This window comes from Stenotrophomonas sp. AG209 (assembly GCF_003550055.1).
Lineage (GTDB): Bacteria > Pseudomonadota > Gammaproteobacteria > Xanthomonadales > Xanthomonadaceae > Stenotrophomonas.
Window position 1 is genome coordinate 977,209 of sequence record NZ_QXDB01000001.1, and the last position, 19,223, is coordinate 996,431.

The 19,223-nt window shown below is 66.7% G+C and carries 20 protein-coding genes; 10 read left to right on the forward strand and 10 right to left on the reverse strand.

Annotated features, from left to right (window positions below; genetic code table 11):
* Positions 1-59: 59 nt before the first annotated feature.
* Together DFO63_RS04555 and DFO63_RS04560 are read left to right on the forward strand one after the other, a co-directional pair.
* Positions 60-1,931, forward strand: coding sequence for an ABC transporter ATP-binding protein (locus DFO63_RS04555; protein ID WP_119006520.1), 1,872 nt, complete (start codon positions 60-62; stop codon positions 1,929-1,931).
* A gap of 80 nt (positions 1,932-2,011) precedes the next feature.
* Positions 2,012-2,791, forward strand: a complete 780-nt coding sequence (locus tag DFO63_RS04560) for a ferredoxin--NADP reductase (protein WP_014037801.1) — start codon at positions 2,012-2,014, stop codon at positions 2,789-2,791.
* Between the two features lie 77 nt (positions 2,792-2,868).
* Here the strand turns inward: DFO63_RS04560 and DFO63_RS04565 are convergent, their stop codons facing one another.
* Positions 2,869-3,348, reverse strand: a complete 480-nt coding sequence (locus tag DFO63_RS04565) for a glutathione peroxidase (RefSeq protein ID WP_119006521.1) — start codon at positions 3,346-3,348, stop codon at positions 2,869-2,871.
* A gap of 130 nt (positions 3,349-3,478) precedes the next feature.
* Between DFO63_RS04565 and DFO63_RS04570 the strand changes: the two genes are divergently transcribed.
* A complete protein-coding gene (locus DFO63_RS04570; RefSeq protein ID WP_119006522.1) occupies positions 3,479-5,647 on the forward strand; it encodes a M3 family metallopeptidase in 2,169 nt (722 codons plus the stop codon).
* A gap of 149 nt (positions 5,648-5,796) precedes the next feature.
* Here DFO63_RS04570 and cfa read toward each other — a convergent pair whose 3' ends face one another.
* Genes cfa through DFO63_RS04585 form a run of 3 tightly spaced genes read right to left on the reverse strand, consistent with a single transcriptional unit; the run spans position 5,797 to position 8,153 of the window.
* Entirely contained in the window at positions 5,797-6,912 is a 1,116-nt protein-coding gene (gene cfa, locus DFO63_RS04575; protein WP_119006523.1) for a cyclopropane fatty acyl phospholipid synthase, read from the reverse strand.
* A 19-nt stretch (positions 6,913-6,931) separates the two neighbouring features.
* On the reverse strand, positions 6,932-7,813 hold the full coding sequence (locus tag DFO63_RS04580; RefSeq protein ID WP_049444810.1) for a DUF3298 and DUF4163 domain-containing protein: 882 nt from the start codon (positions 7,811-7,813) through the stop codon (positions 6,932-6,934).
* 37 nt (positions 7,814-7,850) lie between these two features.
* Positions 7,851-8,153, reverse strand: a complete 303-nt coding sequence (locus DFO63_RS04585; RefSeq protein ID WP_005417588.1) for a GNAT family N-acetyltransferase — start codon at positions 8,151-8,153, stop codon at positions 7,851-7,853.
* Positions 8,154-8,362: 209 nt separating this feature from the next.
* Between DFO63_RS04585 and DFO63_RS22090 the strand changes: the two genes are divergently transcribed.
* Positions 8,363-8,524 carry a hypothetical protein gene (locus DFO63_RS22090; protein WP_014037806.1) on the forward strand — a complete coding sequence of 54 codons (162 nt, stop codon included), beginning with the start codon at positions 8,363-8,365 and terminating at the stop codon, positions 8,522-8,524.
* A 43-nt stretch (positions 8,525-8,567) separates the two neighbouring features.
* Here DFO63_RS22090 and DFO63_RS04595 read toward each other — a convergent pair whose 3' ends face one another.
* Positions 8,568-9,194, reverse strand: coding sequence for a rhomboid family intramembrane serine protease (locus DFO63_RS04595; protein WP_014037807.1), 627 nt, complete (start codon positions 9,192-9,194; stop codon positions 8,568-8,570).
* Between the two features lie 7 nt (positions 9,195-9,201).
* Complete coding sequence (locus DFO63_RS04600) at positions 9,202-10,767, reverse strand: oligopeptide:H+ symporter (protein WP_014037808.1); 1,566 nt, start codon at positions 10,765-10,767, stop codon at positions 9,202-9,204.
* 162 nt (positions 10,768-10,929) lie between these two features.
* Between DFO63_RS04600 and DFO63_RS04605 the strand changes: the two genes are divergently transcribed.
* Positions 10,930-11,778: an endonuclease/exonuclease/phosphatase family protein gene (locus DFO63_RS04605; protein ID WP_101765796.1), complete on the forward strand. Its 849-nt coding sequence runs from the start codon at positions 10,930-10,932 to the stop codon at positions 11,776-11,778.
* Between the two features lie 103 nt (positions 11,779-11,881).
* Here the strand turns inward: DFO63_RS04605 and DFO63_RS04610 are convergent, their stop codons facing one another.
* Complete coding sequence (locus DFO63_RS04610; RefSeq protein ID WP_101765797.1) at positions 11,882-12,493, reverse strand: superoxide dismutase; 612 nt, start codon at positions 12,491-12,493, stop codon at positions 11,882-11,884.
* A 219-nt stretch (positions 12,494-12,712) separates the two neighbouring features.
* Here DFO63_RS04610 and DFO63_RS04615 point away from each other — a divergent pair, with 219 nt between their 5' ends.
* Together DFO63_RS04615 and DFO63_RS04620 are read left to right on the forward strand one after the other, a co-directional pair.
* Positions 12,713-13,165, forward strand: coding sequence for a ribonuclease domain-containing protein (locus tag DFO63_RS04615; RefSeq protein WP_014037810.1), 453 nt, complete (start codon positions 12,713-12,715; stop codon positions 13,163-13,165).
* The gene (locus DFO63_RS04620) at positions 13,165-13,578 is read left to right on the forward strand and encodes a barstar family protein (RefSeq protein ID WP_049444791.1); all 414 of its coding nucleotides are present in this window, start codon (positions 13,165-13,167) and stop codon (positions 13,576-13,578) included. The genes DFO63_RS04615 and DFO63_RS04620 overlap by 1 nt, the downstream gene beginning before the upstream one ends.
* A gap of 132 nt (positions 13,579-13,710) precedes the next feature.
* Here DFO63_RS04620 and DFO63_RS04625 read toward each other — a convergent pair whose 3' ends face one another.
* Entirely contained in the window at positions 13,711-15,471 is a 1,761-nt protein-coding gene (locus DFO63_RS04625; protein ID WP_119006524.1) for a hypothetical protein, read from the reverse strand.
* A gap of 10 nt (positions 15,472-15,481) precedes the next feature.
* Complete coding sequence (locus tag DFO63_RS04630; protein WP_014037813.1) at positions 15,482-16,081, reverse strand: NfuA family Fe-S biogenesis protein; 600 nt, start codon at positions 16,079-16,081, stop codon at positions 15,482-15,484.
* A gap of 90 nt (positions 16,082-16,171) precedes the next feature.
* On the opposite strand from DFO63_RS04630, the gene DFO63_RS04635 reads away from it, so the two are divergent.
* From DFO63_RS04635 to zupT, 3 genes are all read left to right on the forward strand, one after another.
* Positions 16,172-16,522, forward strand: a complete 351-nt coding sequence (locus tag DFO63_RS04635; protein ID WP_100440645.1) for a 4a-hydroxytetrahydrobiopterin dehydratase — start codon at positions 16,172-16,174, stop codon at positions 16,520-16,522.
* Positions 16,519-16,935, forward strand: a complete 417-nt coding sequence (locus DFO63_RS04640; RefSeq protein ID WP_014037814.1) for an energy transducer TonB — start codon at positions 16,519-16,521, stop codon at positions 16,933-16,935. Before DFO63_RS04635 ends, DFO63_RS04640 begins: the two co-directional genes overlap by 4 nt.
* Before the next feature lie 98 nt (positions 16,936-17,033).
* Positions 17,034-17,843 carry a zinc transporter ZupT gene (gene zupT / locus DFO63_RS04645; RefSeq protein WP_014037815.1) on the forward strand — a complete coding sequence of 270 codons (810 nt, stop codon included), beginning with the start codon at positions 17,034-17,036 and terminating at the stop codon, positions 17,841-17,843.
* A gap of 287 nt (positions 17,844-18,130) precedes the next feature.
* Here zupT and DFO63_RS04650 read toward each other — a convergent pair whose 3' ends face one another.
* Positions 18,131-19,105 (reverse strand): RluA family pseudouridine synthase, encoded by a 975-nt coding sequence (locus DFO63_RS04650; RefSeq protein ID WP_049403782.1) that lies wholly within the window; start codon positions 19,103-19,105, stop codon positions 18,131-18,133.
* Positions 19,106-19,223 lie beyond the last annotated feature (118 nt).

Sequence of the window (19,223 nt, forward strand, 5' to 3'; positions counted from 1 at the left end):
GCGCGGCCACACGGCTGCACTGACCCCATCTGCACGCGTCAGGCGCGCACAATACGCGCATGCCTGCTACCCCCACCGCCGGCGCTGCCGCCGCGAAGAAGCCCAGCCTGCGCCAGCGCTTCAAGGCGATGCGCAACCTGCCGCCGTTCCTGCGCATGGTCTGGCAGACCAGCCCCGCGCTCACCCTGGCCAGCCTGGGGCTGCGCCTGATCCGTGCGCTGCTGCCGGTGGCAATGCTGTACGTCGGCAAGCTGATCATCGACAGCGCCCTGCACCTGAGCCAGCACGACGCTGGCTTCCCGCCGCTGGGCGAAGCGCTGTCCAGCGGCGTGCTGAATCCGTTGCTGGGCCTGCTCGCGCTGGAATTCGGCCTGGCCATCGCCTCGGATCTGCTCGGCCGGCTGGTCAGCTACGCCGATGCCCTGCTCTCGGAACTGTTCGCCAACGTCACCAGCATCCGGCTGATGGAACACGCCGCAACGCTGGATCTGGAGGACTTCGAAGACCCGGACCTGCAGGACAAGCTGGACCGTGCGCGACGCCAGACCATGGGCCGGATGAACCTGATGAGCCAGCTGTTCGGCCAGGTGCAGGACGCGATCACCGTGGCCAGCCTCGCCGTCGGCCTGCTGGTCTACGCGCCGTGGCTGATCCTGCTGCTGGCGCTGGCACTGGTGCCGGCCTTCATCGGCGAATCGCACTTCAACGCGGCCGGCTACAGCCTCAACTTCCAGTGGACGCCCGAGCGCCGCCAGCTCGACTACCTGCGCCAGCTCGGTGCCAGCGTGGAAACGGCCAAGGAAGTGAAGATCTACAACCTGCACCGCTTCCTGGTGGAGCGCTATCGCAGGTTGTCTGTAGCACTCTTCCAGGCCAACCGTGCCCTGGCCCGGCGCCGCGCGTTCTGGGGCACGCTGCTGGCTGCGCTCGGCACGCTGGGCTACTACACCGCCTATGCCTACATCGCGTGGCGCACGGTGCGCGGCGACTTCTCGATCGGCGACCTGACCTTCCTCGCCGGCAGCTTCCTGCGCCTGCGCCAGCTGCTGGAGGGCCTGTTGATCGGGTTCTCGCAGGTGGCCAGCCAGGCACTTTATCTGGACGACCTGTTCTCGTTCTTCCAGATCCAGCCGGAAATCCACTCGCGCGAAGGTGCGGTGCGCGTGCCGCAGCCGATCCGCCAGGGCTTCGTGTTCGAGAACGTCGGCTTCCGCTACCCGGATGCCGAGCAATGGGCCGTGCGCCACCTCGATTTCCAGCTGCAGGCCGGCGAAGTGCTGGCCCTGGTCGGTGAGAACGGCGCCGGCAAGACCACGCTGGTGAAGCTGCTGGCGCGGCTGTACGAACCGGACGAGGGCCGCATCCTGCTCGATGGGCGCGACCTGCGCGACTACGACCTGGACGACCTGCGCGCCAACCTCGGGGTGATCTTCCAGGACTTCGTGCGCTACAACCTCAGCGCCGGCGAGAACATCGGCGTCGGCCAGGTCGAGGCGATGGACGACCAGGCGCGCATCGCCGACGCCGCACGGCGCGGCATGGCCGAGGAAGTGATCGACGACCTGCCCGGCGGCTACGACCAGCTGATCGGCCGCCGCTTCAAGCAGGGCGTGGACCTGTCCGGTGGCCAGTGGCAGAAGATCGCCATCGCCCGCGCATGGATGCGCAATGCGCAGGTGATGATCCTGGATGAGCCAACGGCGGCGCTGGATGCACGCAGTGAGTTCGAGGTGTTCCAGCGGTTCAGGGAACTGGCGGATAATCGCACCGCAGTGCTGATTTCCCACCGTTTCTCCTCGGTCCGCATGGCCGATCGCATCCTGGTGCTGGCCGATGGCCGGATCGAGGCCAGTGGCACCCATGAGCAGCTGATGGCCCAGGGAGGCCGCTACGCCGAGCTGTTCGAGCTGCAGGCGGCCGGTTACCGCTGAGAACGCCTCTCGTTCCGCCTAATGAGAACCTGTCTCATTTGAGATAGAATCACCCCCGACGACTTCCGATAGATACGCCCATGTCCTCCGCTTTTGGCGCCGAAACGGTGCTTGAGGTCCGTCACTGGACCGATGCCTACTTCAGCTTCACCCTCACCCGCGACAGCGGTTTCCGCTTCGAGAACGGCCAGTTCGTGATGATCGGCCTGGAAACCGAGGCGCGGCCGCTGCTGCGCGCGTACTCCATCGCCAGCGCCAACTGGGAAGAGCACCTGGAGTTCTTCAGCATCAAGGTGCAGGACGGCCCGCTGACCTCGCGCCTGCAGCACATCAAGCCGGGCGACAAGGTGCTGGTCGGCAAGAAGCCCACCGGCACCCTGCTGATCAGCGACCTGCACCCGGGCAAGAACCTGTACCTGTTGGGCACGGGCACCGGCATGGCGCCGTGGCTGTCGGTCATCAAGGACCCGGAAACCTACGAGCGCTTCGAGAAGGTGATCCTGTGCCACGGCGTGCGCTACGAGAAGGACCTGGCCTACCGCGATTACTTCGAGAAGGAACTGCGAGAGCACGAGTTCCTGGGCGAGATGATCGGCGACAAGCTGCTGTACTACCCGGCCGTCACCCGCGAGCCGTTCGCCAACCAGGGCCGCCTGACCTCGCTGATGGAAAGCGGCGAGATGCAGCGCACGCTCGGCCTGCCGGAGCTGAGCCCGGAAAACGACCGCGCGATGATCTGTGGCAGCCCGCAGATGCTGGCCGACCTGCGCGCTGTGCTCGATGCCCGCGGTTTCCAGGTTTCGCCGCGCATTGGCCAGCCGGGCCATTACGTGTTCGAGCGCGCGTTCGTCGAGAAATAAGCAGAAAGGGGACGGAGGGGATTAAGTCGTTTGTGCACAAACGACTTAATCCCCTCCGTCCCCTTTTTCGGTTCATCTCACAGCAGCGCTTCGATCTCGTCGCGCAGCTGCTCCGGCCTGGTGGTGGGCGCATGTCGCGACGCCACCCGCCCCTGGCGGTCGACCAGGAACTTGCTGAAATTCCACTTGATGCGGGCACTGCCGAGCAGGCCACGCTTCTCGCGCGCGAGCCACGCCCACAGCGGGTCGGCACCGTCGCCGTTGACCTCGATCTTTTCCGACAGCGGGAAGCTGACCGGATAGTCCAGCGAACAGAACTGGCGGATCTGCGCGGCATCACCCGGCTCCTGCGCGCCGAACTGGTTGCACGGGAAGCCGATCACCACCAGGCCGCGTTCGCGGTACTCCTGCCACAGCTGCTCCAGCCCGGTGTATTGAGGGGTGAAGCCACAACGGCTGGCGACGTTCACCAGCAGCAACGGATGGCCCTGGTACCGGGCCAGCGCCTGCGGCTGGCCGTCGAGGTCACGGAAGCTGAAATCGTAGGCGGTTGTCATGATGGCGGGCCGTGGGCGGTGAATGCATGGTACCCGCGCCCGGCCCAGGCAACATGCCTTTTGACACAAGTGCAGGCGCCGCCGGCCGGGTTACCCTCGGGCCCTTGTTTGCCTTACCGGAGCTTCTACCTTGACCACTCGACTTGCCCTTGCCGTGGCCATGTCCCTCGGCCTTGCCCTGCCCGCCTTCTCGGCCGGCGCCGCCACCCCGGCTGCCAGCACCAATGCCCAGCAGGCCAACCCGTTCTTCGCCGAAAGCCCGCTGCCGCTGCACTTCCCGCAGTTCGACAAGATCAAGGACAGCGACTTCGCCCCGGCCTTCGACGCCGGCATGGCGCAGCAGCTGAAGGAAGTGGAGGCGATCGCCAACAACAAGGCCAAGCCGACCTTCGACAACACCATCATCGCCCTGGAAAAGAGCGGTGACATCCTCGACCGTGCGACCACCGTGTTCTTCAGCCTGGTCGGCGCCGATACCAACGACACCCGCAAGAAGCTGCAGGCCGACTACTCGGCGAAGTTCGCCGCGCACAGCGATGCGATCGCGCTGAACGGCAAACTGTTCGCCCGCATCCAGGCGCTGTACGACACCCGCAGCCAGCTGGGCCTGGACGCCGAAGGCGTGCGCCTGGTCGAGAAGTACTACGACAACTACGTGCGCGCCGGCGCCAAGCTGTCCGAGGCCGACAAGGCCAAGCTGAAGGCGATGAACGCCGAGCTGGCCAACCTGGGCACCAAGTTCAGCCAGAACGTGCAGTCGGAAGTGAACGCTTCGGCGATCACCGTCGACGACGTCAAGGAGCTGGCCGGCCTGTCCAAGGAGCAGATCGCCGCCGCCGCCGAAGCCGCCAAGGCCCGTGGCCTGGAAGGCAAGTACGTGATCACCCTGCTCAACACCACCGGCCAGCCGCCGCTGACCAACCTGGCCAACCGCGCCCTGCGCCAGAAGATCTACGAAGCCTCGACCACCCGCGGCAGCCGCGGCGGTGAGTTCGACAACACCGCGCTGGTCTCGCGCATCATGCAGCTGCGTGCCGACAAGGCCAAGCTGATGGGCTTCCCGAACTTCGCCGCCTACAACCTGACCAACCAGACCGCCAAGACCCCGGAAGCGGTCAACGCGATGCTGGGCAAGCTGGCCCCGGCCGCGGTGGCCAATGCCAAGCGCGAAGCCGCCGACCTGCAGGCGATGATCGACAAGGAGCAGAAGGCCGCGCGCAAGCCGACCTTCCAGCTGGAACCGTGGGACTGGGCCTTCTACAGCGAGAAGGTGCGCCAGGCCAAGTACAACTTCGACGAGTCGCAGCTGAAGCCGTACTTCGAACTGAAGAACGTGCTGGAAAACGGCGTGTTCTACGCTGCCGGCCAGGAATTCGGCCTGACCTTCAAGCAGCGCACCGACCTGCCGGTCTACCACGATGACGTCACCGTCTACGACGTGTTCGACGCCGATGGCAGCCAGCTGGCGATCTTCATCTTCGATCCGTATGCGCGCGCCTCCAAGCGTGGCGGTGCGTGGATGAACTCCTACGTCTCGCAGTCCAAGCTGACCGGCTTCAAGCCGGTGGTCGCCAACCACCTGAACATCCCGAAGCCGCCGGCCGGCCAGCCGACCCTGCTGACCTGGGATGAGGTGAACACCACCTTCCACGAGTTCGGCCACGCCCTGCACGGCATGTTCTCCAACGTGAAGTACCCGTACTTCTCGGGCACCTCGGTGCCGCGTGACTTCGTCGAGTTCCCGTCGCAGGTCAACGAAATGTGGTCGGACAACCCGGTCATCCTGAAGAACTACGCCAAGCACTACCAGAACGGCTCGGCGATGCCGCAGGCGCTGCTGGACAAGGTGATTGCCGCATCGAAGTTCAACCAGGGCTTTGCCACCACCGAATACCTGGGTGCGGCGATGCTGGACCAGAACTGGCACCAGATCGGCCCGGACCAGGTGCCGGCGGCCAAGGACGTGATGGCCTTCGAGCGCGCCGCGCTGGAGAAGGACGGCATCTACTATGCGCCGGTTCCGCCGCGCTACAAGACTCCGTACTTCAGCCACATCATGGGCGGCTACTCGGCCGGCTACTACGCCTACATCTGGTCGGAAGTGCTCGACGCCAACACCCAGAAGTGGTTCAAGGACAACGGCGGCCTGAGCCGCAAGAACGGCGACCACTTCCGCGCCACCCTGCTGTCCAAGGGCGGCAGCGTCGACGCGATGCAGCTGTTCCGCGATTTCGCCGGCCACGAGCCGCAGATCGAACCGCTGCTGGAAAAGCGTGGCCTGACCGGCGCCGGCAACTGATCGCCAGCGCGGTAGCGTGAAACGAAAACCGCCCGGGAGACCGGGCGGTTTTTTGTTGTGATTGGGGTCAGAGCCCTTCTCTGCGAAAAGGGATCTGACCCCGGGGTCGGATCCCTTTCCACGGAAAGGGCTCCGACCCCGCTCTGGCTTCATCGCGGTGCCACGTACCCACCGGGCACGCCCTCCGGCGACAGCACCAGCTGCCACAGCTGCGCGTGCCGGCAGCGGAAGGTGGCCATCGACCCGGCCAGGTAGAAACGCCACATGCGCCGGAAGTGCTCGTCGTAGTGCGCATCCAGCTGCGGCCACGCCGCTTCCACGTTGCGTCGCCACGCCTGCAGGGTCAGGTCGTAGTCGGTGCCGAAGTTGTGCCAGTCCTCCAGCACGAAACGGCCTTCGAACGCCCTGGTGATCTGCACCGCCGATGGCAGCATCGAGTTGGGGAAGATGTAGCGCGCAATCCACGGATCGGTGCGATGCCGGGAGATGTTGGTGCCGATGCTGTGCAACAGCAGCAGGCCGCGCGGTGACAGGCAGCGCTTGGCCACCTCGAAGAAACTGCTGTAGTTCTTGTCACCGACGTGCTCGAACATGCCGATCGAGAAGATCGCATCGAACGGTTCGTCCAGCTCGCGGTAGTCCTGCAGGCGGATCTCGATCGGCAGGCCCGCACACAGTTCGCGGGCGAACTCGGCCTGCTCCTGCGAAATCGTCACGCCGACGCCACTGACACCGTAGCGCTCGGCGGCGAACTTCAGGGCTTCACCCCAACCACAGCCGATGTCCAGCACGCGCTGGCCCGGGCGCAGGCCCAGCTTGCGGCAGACCAGGTCGAGCTTGGCCTCCTGCGCTGCATCAAGGTCATCAGCGTTGCGCCAATAGCCGCAGCTGTAGACCAGGCGCTGGCCGAGCATGGCCTGGTAGAGATCATTGCCCAGGTCGTAATGGCGACGACCGACTTCGTAGCTGCCCTGCCCCACCTGCAGGTTGAACAGGCGCGCCTTCAGCGCGTCCGCCACTTCGCGCCAGCCGTGCACCCGCTCATCCAGATGCGCCTGCATCAGGTGGACGAGGAATTCATCCAGGACGTTGGCATCCCACCAACCTTCCATGTAGCTCTCGCCCAGGCCGAGCGAGCCGTGGCCCATGACCCGCGCGAAAAAACGCGGGTCATGCACCTGGATGTCCTGTGGCTGGGTGCCGCCGATGCGGACCCCGGCTTCGTGGAGCAGGCCGGCGACCCGCTCCTGCAACCCTGTATCCACGCCACCTCCTCGACTGCGGTCAACCGCGTGCGAACAGCTCCACGTAGTCCCTGGCCACGTGCGGCAACAGCACCGCCGCCGGTACATCGGCGGTCTGGGTGCCGTCCGAGTATGGACCCACCTGGTACGGCGGGAAAACAAAGCGCAGCGCGGTGATCTGCCCCTTGTCGTCGGTCAGCGGCTGGAACTGGCTGAAATTGTCGGCCTGCGGGCCGGTGCCGTCGGCGATCATGCGCGATGCGTTGCGCAGCGATTCCTGCAGCTGGGCCGGATCCATGTCCTCGCCGCTGAGGCGCGTGGCCACGCGTTCGCGCAGCTGGTCGGCGACGAAATCGCTGATCGCCTTCCAGCCCTTGGCATCAGCCACCAGCTTTTCGGCGCTGAGCATCTGCTGGTGCTGCGGCAGCCACACGAAGCGGGCCACCAGCGGCTCGCCGTGGGCGCCACCGGTGTAGCGGCTGCCATCGGCACTGATCACCACCAGCTGCGGGGTTTCCAGCAGCTTCTCGAAGCTCAGCGACAGCTCGTACGGCATGGTCGGCTTGTCGTTGCCCAGCCCGTCCAGCGCCTGCTGCAGGTCGCTGCGCGCACTCGTCGCATAGCTCTGCAGCGCGCGGGCCAGGCCCGGATAACGGTCGATACCGGCCGGGTAGCTGATGCCCACCACCTCGCGCTCGTTGTTCTCGATCACGTCGCGCAGGTCCAGCGGCGCTTCCGTGGCCGGCGTTTCGCCTGCGGCGGTGGCTTCGGCGGCGGGCGCCGCGTCGGTCGCCGGTGCCGGCTCGCTTTCACGCTGGCAACCGGCCAGCAACAGCACGCCCACCACGCCGGCCAGCACGCTGCCGTGCAGTGGCCGGTTGTTTCCAATCTTCATCGGGATCCCCTGTTCATGTTTGTACATCATCGCCTGCCATGGCTGAAGCGTGGCCCGCTGGCATTCAGCCAACGAGCAGGTCGTGGTACTCCTCGTGCCGCTGCAGGAAGGCCTCGGCGTAGGAACATGCCGGCACCACCTTGTACTTCTGCTCGCGGGCGAAACGCAGCGCCACACGGGTCAGCTCACCGGCGATGCCACGGCCCGCGATCGGCTCGGGTACCTCGGTGTGGGTGATGACCATGCGCTTGCGCTTGATCTGGTAGTCCAGCACCGCCAGCTGTCCTCGCACACGGGCGGTGAAGCGGTGGTTGGCCAGGTCGTGTTCGACCTCGTAGGCCAGACCGGGGGGCGTGACCGAAGCCATGGAACTGTCTCCTGCAGCGACTGCGTGGATGGTGCGCAGCCGGGCGCCATGATCGCGTGAAGCCTGAACAGGGGCAAGTCCAGTCCATTCACGTCAGTTTTCGCCCCTCAAGCTGGAGGCGGGCCGGCCGCTATCGCCTATGGAGGGGTACGGCCAGGCTGGCACGACCCTTGCGACCGTTGACCATGCGCACCACCGTGGAGGCCCCCATGCACGCCAGCAATTCCCATTCCGATACCGACCGCGCCCTGCTGGAGGGCCTGCTGCAACTGGCGGTGGAAGGGCAGACCGAGGATCAGGATTTCCAGCGCATCGGCGAGGAAGTGTTCGCCCGCCTGCTGGATACCTACGGCCAGCAGACCGCGGCCTGACCCGGCCGGGGCGGATCGGACCCGATCCGCCCCGCTACCTGCATCAACCGCCGCCGAGGCGGAAGGTCGGGTTGGAGAGCTCGCGCAGGAAGTGGTTGAAGATGCTCGGCTGCATGGCCAGCATGAAGATCACGCCAAACGCCGCGCCTGCCAGGTGCGCGCTGTGGTTGATGCGGTCGCCGCCGCGCTTGTCCATCCAGATGCTGTAGCCGACGTAGAACGCGGCATAGATGATCGCCGGTGCCGGAATGAAGAACACCAGGATGATCGACCACGGCTTGATCAGGATGAAGGCGAACAGCACCGCCGACACCGCCCCGGACGCCCCGAGGCTGAGGTAGTTCGGGTTCTTCTGGTTCTTCAGGTAGCTGGGCAGGATCGAGACCAGCAGCGCGCCGATATAGAACGCCGGGTAGGTCAGGTAGCTGCCGGTCAGCTGCACCATCACGCTCTCGATGAATCCCCCGAAGAAGAACAGGGTGATCATGTTGAAGATCAGGTGCGACCAGTCGGCATGGATGAAGCCATAGGTCACCAGCCGGTCGTACTGGCGGTGACGGTCGATGGCCGGCGGCCACAGGATCAGGCGGTCGGCCAGCTTGCGGTTGTTGAACGCCATCCACGACAGGATGGCGGTGATGGCGATCAACAGCAGATTGACGGGGGTCATGTCAGGCTCAGGCGCTACGGTAGTTGTCGACCATACGATAGCGTTTCGCGTACCAACCGAAGGCCAACGCCGCGACGAAGGCGAAGCCGGCGAAGAAGAACATCAGGAACGCCGCCTCGCTCAGGCCCGTGCCGGCGATCTGGTGGGTCACCGTGTCGTTGCGCACCGCCGCATTGGACAGCAGCACCCACAGGTTGCCGATGGTGGTGGTCAGGTTCCAGAAGCTCATCACCACGCCCTTCATCGCCTGCGGCGCCTGGCTGTAGGCGAACTCCAGGCCGGTGGCCGAGACCAGCACCTCACCGAAGGTCAGCAGCGCGTACGGCAGCATCTGCCAGAAGATCGACATGGCGTTGCCGCCGTCCATCACCACCTGGATGCCACCCACCACGATCCAGGCCAGGCCACTGAAGGCGATGCCGGCGGTCATGCGGCGCAGCGCGGTCGGCTCGAAGCCGAAGCGGCGCAGGGCCGGGTACAGCACCAGGTTGTTGAACGGAATCAGGATCATCACCAGCAGCGGGTTCAGCGCCTGCATCTGCGAGGCGGTGAACCAGCTCGGCATCTGCATCTGCTGGCCCTGCAGGACCCAGGTCGAGGCCTTCTGGTCGAACAGCGAGAAGAACGGCGTGGTCAGCGCGAAGATCACCAGCACGCGCAGTACCGAGCGCACGCCTTCCACGGCTTCGGCCGGATGCTGGCCACGGGCGCGGTCCAGCTGCAGCCAGGTGCCACCACCGATGCCGGCAAGGATGGCCACCAGCGCCAGGCACAGGCAGATCACGATGCCCAGCGAACCGACCAGGCCGAACGAGGCCACCGCCAGCACCAGGCCAAGCACGGCGATCACCAGGCCCGGACGGCCCTGGCCGGCCACGCGCGCGGTCAGCGCGGTGCGCACCACGTTGGCGAACGAGTGCGGATCCTTCGGCGGCAGCGGCACCAGCACGTAGCGCTTGCGGCCCAGCCAGAACACGAAGGTAGCGATGAACATCAGGATACCCGGGATGCCGAACGCCCACTGCGGGCCCCAGTTCTTCAGCACCAGCGGAATCAGCAGCGAGGCGAACAGCGAGCCGAAATTGATGATCCAGTAGAAGGCGTCGAAGACGATCTTGGCCAGGTGCTTGTTGCTCTGGTCGAACTGGTCGCCCATGAACGAGGCCACCAGCGGCTTGATGCCACCGGCGCCGAGCGCGATCAGGCCCAGGCCGAGGAAGAAGCCCTCGCGGCTGTTCTCGAACAGCGCCAGGCACAGGTGGCCGGCGCAGTAGACCAGGCTGAACCAGAGGATGGTGTGGTATTTGCCGAAGAACCTGTCGGCCAGCCAGCCACCGAGCAGCGGGAAGAAATACACGCCGATCATGAAGCTGTGCATGATGTCCTTGGCTTCACCGGCACGGCCTTCTGCAGTGATTTCCTGCAGCAGCAGCGAGGTGATCAGGAACTGCACCAGGATGTTGCGCATCCCGTAGAAACTGAACCGTTCGCAGGCCTCATTGCCGATGATGTACGGAATCTGGCGCGGCATCTTTCCTTGGCCGGCGATGGGGGCGACTGCGTCGTGGCTCATCCTGTAAGGCATTCCTGCAAAGCGAAAGGCGCAAGGTTACCGGAACCGGGGCTTGCGAAGCACGCTGCAGGGCTGCATGACAACGGTGCCAATCCGTGGCAGGCCATCCCGGCCGTGCCGGAAGTCACGGCACCTGCACGACAAAAGCGTAAACTTATCGTTATGCGCCCCCTCGCCCACGCCCGCCTCCTGCTCAGCTGTCTCTTGCTGCTGCTGGCGTTGCAGGCACAGGCCCGCCCGCAGGCGCCGACCGCCGCCGCCAGCGAGAGCGAGCCCCGGCAACTGACCGTGGCCGCGCTGGAACTGCCCAGCCGCGATGACGCGCAATGGAAGCAGCGCCGCGAGCAGGTCGCACAGCTGCTGACCGAGCTGCAACCGGACGTGATCTCGGTGCAGCAGGTGCTGCAGCAGCAGGGCCGCAACCCGGCCTGCTGGCTGGCCAGCCGGCTGCGCTACAGCTGCGACTTCGTTACCGCCGATCCGCCCAGCCAGCCGCTGCGGCATGGCAACGCCATGCTGACCCGGCTGCCGGTCAGCGAGGACGGCGTGACCCTGCTGCATCCTCCCGGCACCTTCAGCGCGGCCGGCATGATGCGGCTGAAGCTGGGCGAGGCGCTGGTCAACATCTATGTGGCGCGGCTGCGTCCGGACCCGGACGAGGCCACCGCCCGCCAGCACCAGACCAGCGACCTGATGACCTGGATCGGCGCCACCGCCGAAGGCATGCCCAGCCTGATTGCCGGCGATTTCTCGGCCAACACGGTGGAACTGGTGCGCAGCACGCCGGGTTTCCAGCCGGCCCGGCGCAATCCCGGCGGCCGCGCCGAAGCGCCGGCCGCCAGTGGCGGTGGCAGCAGCGGCCACGGCCTGGATGTGCTGTTCCAGGTCAAGCACTTCGGCGGCATCCGCCAGCAGCCGATCCTGCTGCCGGCCGACGGCGACCTGCCCGGCCTGCGCCTGGGCGTGTTGGCCACCCTTCGCCTGCAGGGCATCACGGCGACGGCCGAATAGCCCCGCCTTCGGCACCCACCAGGTCCTGCCCGGCGTCCAGACGCTGGCAAACAAAAAAGGCCGGGGTCTCCCCCGGCCTCTTCAGTTCATCCCGCTACCGCGATCAGGCGATCGCTTCCTGGTAACGGCGCTCGACTTCGTTCCAGTCGATGACGTTGAAGAACGCGCCGATGTATTCCGGGCGGCGGTTCTGGTACTTCAGGTAGTACGCGTGTTCCCACACGTCCAGGCCGAGGATGGGGGTGTTGCCTTCCATCAGCGGGCTGTCCTGGTTGCCGGTGCTCTCGACCACGACCTTCTTGTCCGGGGTCACGCTCAGCCACGCCCAGCCGCTGCCGAAACGGGTCAGCGCTGCCTTGGTGAAGGCATCCTTGAACTTGTCGAAGCCGCCCAGGTCCTTGTCGATGGCCTTGGCCACGCCGCCCACCGGGTTGCCGCCGGCATTCGGGGCCATCACGGTCCAGAACAGCGAGTGGTTGGCATGGCCACCACCGTTGTTGCGCACCGGGCCCTGCAGGTTCTCCGGCAGCGACTTGAGCTTCTTCACCAGCTCTTCGACCGGCAGGTCAGCGTACTCGGTGCCTTCCAGCGCCGCGTTGACGTTGTTGATGTAGGTCTGGTGATGCTTGGTGTGATGGATTTCCATCGTCGCCGCATCGATATGCGGTTCCAGCGCGTCGTAGGCGTAGGACAGCTTGGGCAGGGTGTAGGCCATGATGCATCTCCTGATTGCGAGGGCACCCGACGGTGTCGGGCGGTGCGCGGTGAATGATGGGGACAGACCGCCAGATTACCAAGGGGGATGTAAAGGAAATTGCGTCCTGCCAGTGAGCACGACGGCAATTGTTACGCAGCAGTGACGCAGCGCTCTCCTCATGCACCGTGCAGCGCACAGGCGCTACAGTGCGTGCACCACCCTCGCCCGCCCCTGCCCATGCGCAACCCCCGGCTGCTGATCACCGCCATCGCCCTGCTGCTGCTCGGCCTGGTCGCCAACCATTTCCTGCAGCGGCCGCCGGCGCCGCAGTTCGCGCCCGACCTGCAGGGCACGCCCGCCGCACGCGCGCCGGCCACCGCCTCGCCCGGCAAGGACAGCGGACTTCCCGCGTTCCTGCCCGCCGAAGCGCGCGCGACCATCGCCCTGATCCAGCGTGGCGGTCCGTTCCCGCACCGCCAGGACGGCAGCACCTTCGGCAACCGCGAGCAGCAACTGCCGCAGCGCGCACGCGGCTATTACCGCGAATACACCGTCGATACCCCCGGCGCGCGTACCCGCGGCACGCGCCGCATCGTCACCGGCGGCGATCCGCCGGAAGCGTGGTACTACACCGACGACCACTACGCGTCATTCCGCAGCTTCACCGTACCGGCCCAGGGAGCGCAGTGATGAGCCACGATGATTTCGGCCTCGGCCTGCACGACATCAACAATGCCGGCGTCTACGCGATCGACAGCGACGACATCGGCGCACTGGCCGCGGCGATGCGCGATGCCGGCCTGAAGGTGATCCGCATCGATCTGGAGGGCGTCGCGGACAAGCGCACCCTGCTCGCCCGGCTGGCCGCACAGCTGGATTTCCCGGCCGGCTTCGGCGGCAACTGGGATGCGCTGTCGGACAACCTGCGCGACCTGCAATGGCTGCCGGCCAATGGCTACGCGCTGTTTCTGGCCGACGTGGACGCGCTGCGCACCGGTGCGCAGAAGGACTTCGACACCCTGCTGGACGTGATGGACGAGACCAGCCGTGACTGGGTCGGCCGCGACGTACCGTTCTGGGTGTTCCTGTCGCAGAGCGCGTAAGAGCACTGCCCTGGTGGATGCCGACCCTGGTCGGCATGGGCGTGTCCCCGCATGGATCATCCACGCATGGCGTGGATCTACCCGGCGCAGCTGGATGCACAGTAGATCCACGCCATGCGTGGATGCGCCGTCCTAGCGGCTCCCGTTATCTTCCTGCAGCTCTTTCTTGAACGGGATGTCCGGCGGCGGTCGTGCCACGGCCGGCTGGTCCTGCATGTTGGGGTTGGTCAGGCCACAGCCGCCACCGGCCTGCAGGATCGAAATGACGCAGGAGATCCTCGTGTTGGTGCCCGGCAATGGAATCTCCATCGCCTTGACGCCCTTGCGCACCCATTCGGCCAGCAGCGATTCCTGCGGCACCCAGTATTTGTCGAACGAGGTCGGTGTGTAGTCGTACGGCGGGCGTTTCAGCCAGGTGCCGGACTGCGCGATGCGCTCCTTGCTCCAGCCATCGTTGGCACCACCGGGCGCACCGCGCTCGGCATGGCCATCTCCTTCCTGGCCCGGCACGCGCACGCTGCCATCGGCATTGAACAGGCCGCTGCCCTTGCCGGCAGTGCTGGCCTGGCGGGCACCACTGCTGGCACCGTCACGGTTGCGGCTGGAAGACCCCCAGTCATCGCCCTTGGCAGGTGTCGCCCAGTTGCCTGGATCGGGCGCCGGGCGCGCTCCTGCGTTCGCCGGTGTATTGCTGGACGCTGACGGACGCGTGCTGCTGCTCGCCTGCGTCGCGCTGCCCTGGGCCGCAGTTGCAGGCGCCGCCGTGGCACTGCCACTGGAAGATGCCGGTACTGCCACCGGTGCCGAGGCCACCTCCCGTTCGCGCACCTGCACGTCGCGGCCGGTGGGCGCGCGTACGGCGGGCTCACGTCCGGCCACCGCCGCCATCCGCACCTGCGGATCGGCCACGGCCTGCACTTCACGTTCGCGCACCTGCACGTCCTGCTGCGGCACGCGCACCTGCATTTCCGCGCTACGCAACGGTTGTGGCGCGACCGGCGCATCGACCGTACTGACTTCGCGTTCGCGCACCTGGATGTCACGCACCTGCGGCGTGCGCACGGCCAGTTCCGGGGTGCGCACCTGGCTTGGTGTCGGCGGCGCCTGCACCGGCTGCACGCTGCGCTCGCGCACAACGGGTGTGCTGTCACGCGGCACGACGCTCACTTCGGTACGCGGCACGCTGACCGGCGGCACCACGAAATCGGTGCTGGCCTGCGCCACTTCGGTGGCCTGGACAGGCGAAGGCGGCGGCGCGGCAACCGGCGCCGGCTCCGCTTCGGCCGGCGATGGTGGAACGCTGACGGTCGGCGCGGATGCCGGGGATGAGGCGGCGGCTTCGGCAGCGACCGGACGTGGTGCAGGGGCCGTGGCAGCGCCCGCTTCCTGGCCCGTCGCAACCCGACCCGCCGCCGCAGCCGCAGCCGCTTCGGCGCCCGGTTGATCGCCACCGCCTTGCTGGGTGGCGCGGCCGACGAACTCCACCTGCACGCGCTCGCCCTCGGCGCCCTCTTCGTCCGGCGCGGTGGTACGGATCACCGCCACCCACAGCAGCAGCATGAAGAACAGCAGGTGCAGCAGTGCACTGACCAGTGCCGAGGTCCAGCGCATCCAGCGCTGGTCGCGCGGCGCGGCGTCCCAGTCCTGCCAGAACAAACGGCGCAGCGCCTGCCACGGCGACAACCGCGGCGACTGTCCGGGCGGGCCCGGCAGCGGGCGCGGCAGGAAAACTGCGATCACGTCGCGGGCATGGAACGGCCGCGGCAGCGGCCCCAGCGAGCGCAGCCACAGCGCCCAACCGTAGGGCAGGCGCGTGGACTTCTCGAGGACGGCGCGGGGCTGCTGGCGCGCCAGCAGCAGGTCAATGAGTTGCTCGGCCCGGGTCAGAGGCACGCGTCAGCGATCAGGCGACGTTGCCGCGCGGAATGTACGGCGCATGGCCGCTGTCGTGGTCGGTCGCGTCGCGCACGGCGGTCACGCCGGGCACGCGGCCCATCAGGGTCTTTTCGATGCCCTGCTTGAGCGTCACGTCGGCCATGCCGCAGCCCTGGCAGCCACCGCCGAAGCGCAGCAGCACCACGCCGTCGGACGAGACTTCCTGCACGGCCACCTTGCCGCCATGCGAGGCCAGCTGCGGATTGACTTCGTTCTCCACCACCCAGTGCACGCGCTCGACCAGCGAGGCGGCATCACCGGGCGCTTCACCCTTGATGCGCGGCGCCTTGATGGTCAGCTGCTGGGCACCGGCGGTGCCGGCGACGATGTCGATCTCGGCACCATCGAGCCAGCCAACGCTGCCGGCGTCGACATAGAGGGTGAAACCATCGCAGTCCACCGCCCACTCGTCACCGAGCAGGTCGGTCGGTTCGGCGAATTCCAGCCGGGCATCGGCGCGCGGGGTACCGGGGTCGACCGCGCTCAGGCGCACGCCCATGCCGGGCACGCCCTCGCGTTCGATCAACTTGCGGAAATGGGTCTGGGCAGTGTCGGAGATCTGGATCATCAGGCTATTCTAGCCAAGTAAGCGTCAGCCGCTCATTCGGTTTATACACCGTCCGGCGCATTGTTCAGTCAACACGAGGTGGAGATTCCCATGGCCGACCTGATTCCACTGGCCCAGGCCCGTTGCGTGCCACGCAAAGGCAGCGACCACAAGCTCGGCGAAGCCCGCTTGGCCGAACTGCTGCCGCAGATTCCCGGCTGGGAGCTGAGCGAGGGTGGCCAGGCCCTGTTGCGCACCTTCCGCTTCAAGGATTACTACGCCACCATGGCCTTCGTGAACGCGCTGGCCTGGATTGCCCACCGCGAGGACCACCATCCGGACCTGGGCGTGCACTACGACCGCGCGGTCGTGCGCTTCTCCACCCACGACGTGGGCGGCCTGAGCGAGAACGACTTCATCTGCGCGGCAAAGACTTCGGCCCTGACGGAGCAACTGCCATGAACGTACGCTTGCTGAGCCTGTCCCTGATCGCTGCGACCGGCCTGGCCGGCTGCGGCACGTCCGAACCGCCGGCACCGCCACCGCCGCCGCCGACCGAAGTGGCCGCGGTGAAGACGCCGCCGCCGCAGTATCCGCTGGAACTGGCCTGCATGGGCGTGGGTGGCACCAGCACCTTCAAGGTGACCATCGGCACCGACGGCAAGCCGAGCGAGGTCGCCCTGCTCACCGGCGCCGGCAACCCGCAGCTGGACGAGCTGGCCAAGACCGCCGTGCAGGGCTGGCAGTTCAATGCCGCCACCCGCAACGGCCAGCCGGTGCCGGCCACCATCCAGGTACCGGTCAGCTTCAACCCGCCACAGCCGAAGCCGGACCAGTGCTTCGCCATCGAAGAACGCCTGCGCCGCGGCGGCTGATCGCGCGCACCCCGACGAGGCCAGCCGACGCCCGCCTCGCCCTCGCCGCCCCGGCACTGCCCGGGGCGGTTGTCTGTTGACCAGGACTGCGTCGGTAGATGCTGCAGATTCCCCCCGAAAACATCTGGATCGCGCTGGCGGTCACCCTTGCGGCCGGCCTCGCCACCGCGATCGGCAGCCTGCTGGTGCTGTTCTCGCGCCGGCCCAATCCGCGCCTGCTGGCCTTTGGCCTGGCCTTCGCCGGCGGCGCGATGGTGTATGTGTCGCTGTCGGAGATCCTCAACAAGTCCATTGCGTCGTTCGCCCTGGCCTATGGCGAGCGCACCGGCTTCACCTACGGCACCCTGGCCTTCCTGCTGGGCGTGATCGTGATCGTGCTGATCGACCACTTCATTCCCAACCCGCATGACAGCCTGGACAAGCAGGACCCGGCATTCCGCGAGAACAGCCGCGAGTACCTGAAGCGCGTCGCCCTGCTGACCTCGATCGCAATCACCGCGCACAATTTCCCGGAAGGGCTGGCAACCTTCTTCGCGACGCTGGAGAGCCCGTCGGTGGGCATGCCGCTGGCCTTCGCCATCGCCATCCACAACATCCCCGAGGGCATCGCCATTGCGGTGCCGGTGTACTTCGCCACCCAGAACAAGTTCTACGCGTTCAGCGCCAGTCTGCTGTCGGGCCTGGCCGAACCGGTAGGCGCGGCGCTGGGCTACTGGCTGCTGTCCGGATCGCTGTCGCACGCCACGTTCGGCTGGGTGTTCGGGCTGATCGCCGGCGTGATGGTGTTCCTGGCGCTGGACGAGCTGCTGCCGGCGGCCAAGCGCTATGCGAAGGGCCACGAGACGGTTTATGGACTGGTCGCAGGCATGGGCACGCTGGCGATCAGCCTGGTGCTGTTCAAGTGGTGAGGGGTTTGCGGCCAGCGGGCTGAGCCCCCTCGCGGCTGGCTATCGAGGGCATCGGTCGAGGTCACGGGCGGGGCCGGCTTGCAGGGGACGCCGTGAACCCATCCATGGGGGCTTGTCCGCGGCATCCATGCCGCAGACACCCCTGCAAGCCGCCCCCGCCCGTGCCCCGTCATTTTTCCGTGCACGCCAGCCGCGCGATGAAAAGATTGAAGAGCGAAGCGCGCGCTGCGCGCGTGAGTCGAGCGTGGCTCGACTCTACAAGGGTTCCGTGTATGCCCCCTTTCGGGTTACTTCAAGCGGTCCAGCGCCTCGACCAGCTCGTCCGCCAGCGGCGCGTTCAGCACGTACGGGCTCTTGCCGTCGTCCAGCGCGAACTCCAGCGAGGCCGCGTGCAGGAACAGGCGCTTCAGCCCGATCTGCTCACGAAGCCGCTTGTTGACCGCAGGATCGCCGTATTTGTCGTCACCGGCCACCGGATGCCCCAGGTGCTGGGCATGCACGCGGATCTGGTGGGTACGGCCGGTCTCGATGCGCACCTCGCAGTAGGAATGACCACCGCGACGCTCCAGCACCCGGAAGTGGCTGATCGATTCCTTGCCGATCGCATTGACCTGCACATGGCGCTCGCCGCCCTGGCGCAGGCCCACGTGCAGCGGCGCGTCGACCGTCATCACACCGTCGGGCATGCGCCCGGCCAGCAGGGTCAGGTAGCGCTTGCGGATGCCGGCGCCATGGTCTTCACGTAGCAGCGCCTGTAGCTCGCTCAGCGCCGAGCGCTTCTTGGCGACGATCAGCAGACCCGACGTGTCGCGATCCAACCGGTGGACCAGCTCCAGGGTCTGGCCCGGGCGCAGGGCACGCAGGGTTTCGATGGCACCGAAACTGATGCCGCTGCCGCCGTGGCTGGCCACGCCGGTCGGCTTGTTCAGGGCCAGCAGGCGGGCATCCTCGAAGACGATGGCCTGCTCCAGGCGGCGCATGAACGCCTCCGGCGGACCGGCCTTGTCTCCCTCTTCGGTGAGACGAACCGGCGGCACACGCACCTCATCACCCGCCTCAAGCTTGCGTTCGGCCTTGGCGCGGCCACCATTCACCCGTACCTGGCCGCTGCGCACCAGCTTGTAGACCAGGCTGCGCGGGGCCCCCTTCAGCTGGCCGAGCAGGAAGTTGTCCAGGCGCTGGCCGGCGCGGTCGGCGGGAACGGTGATCATGCGCACGGAAGGCTTGTCGCCAGCGGGTTTGGTGGGGTCTTGGGCAGTCATCAGGCTGTTTATTCTGTTACACTCGGGGGGCGAGATAAGGGATTGATTTCGTTGGAAGTTACTCAGGGCCAGAAGCCCAGCTTCCGACGAATCCGGCACAGTGCGCGACCACCGCCCG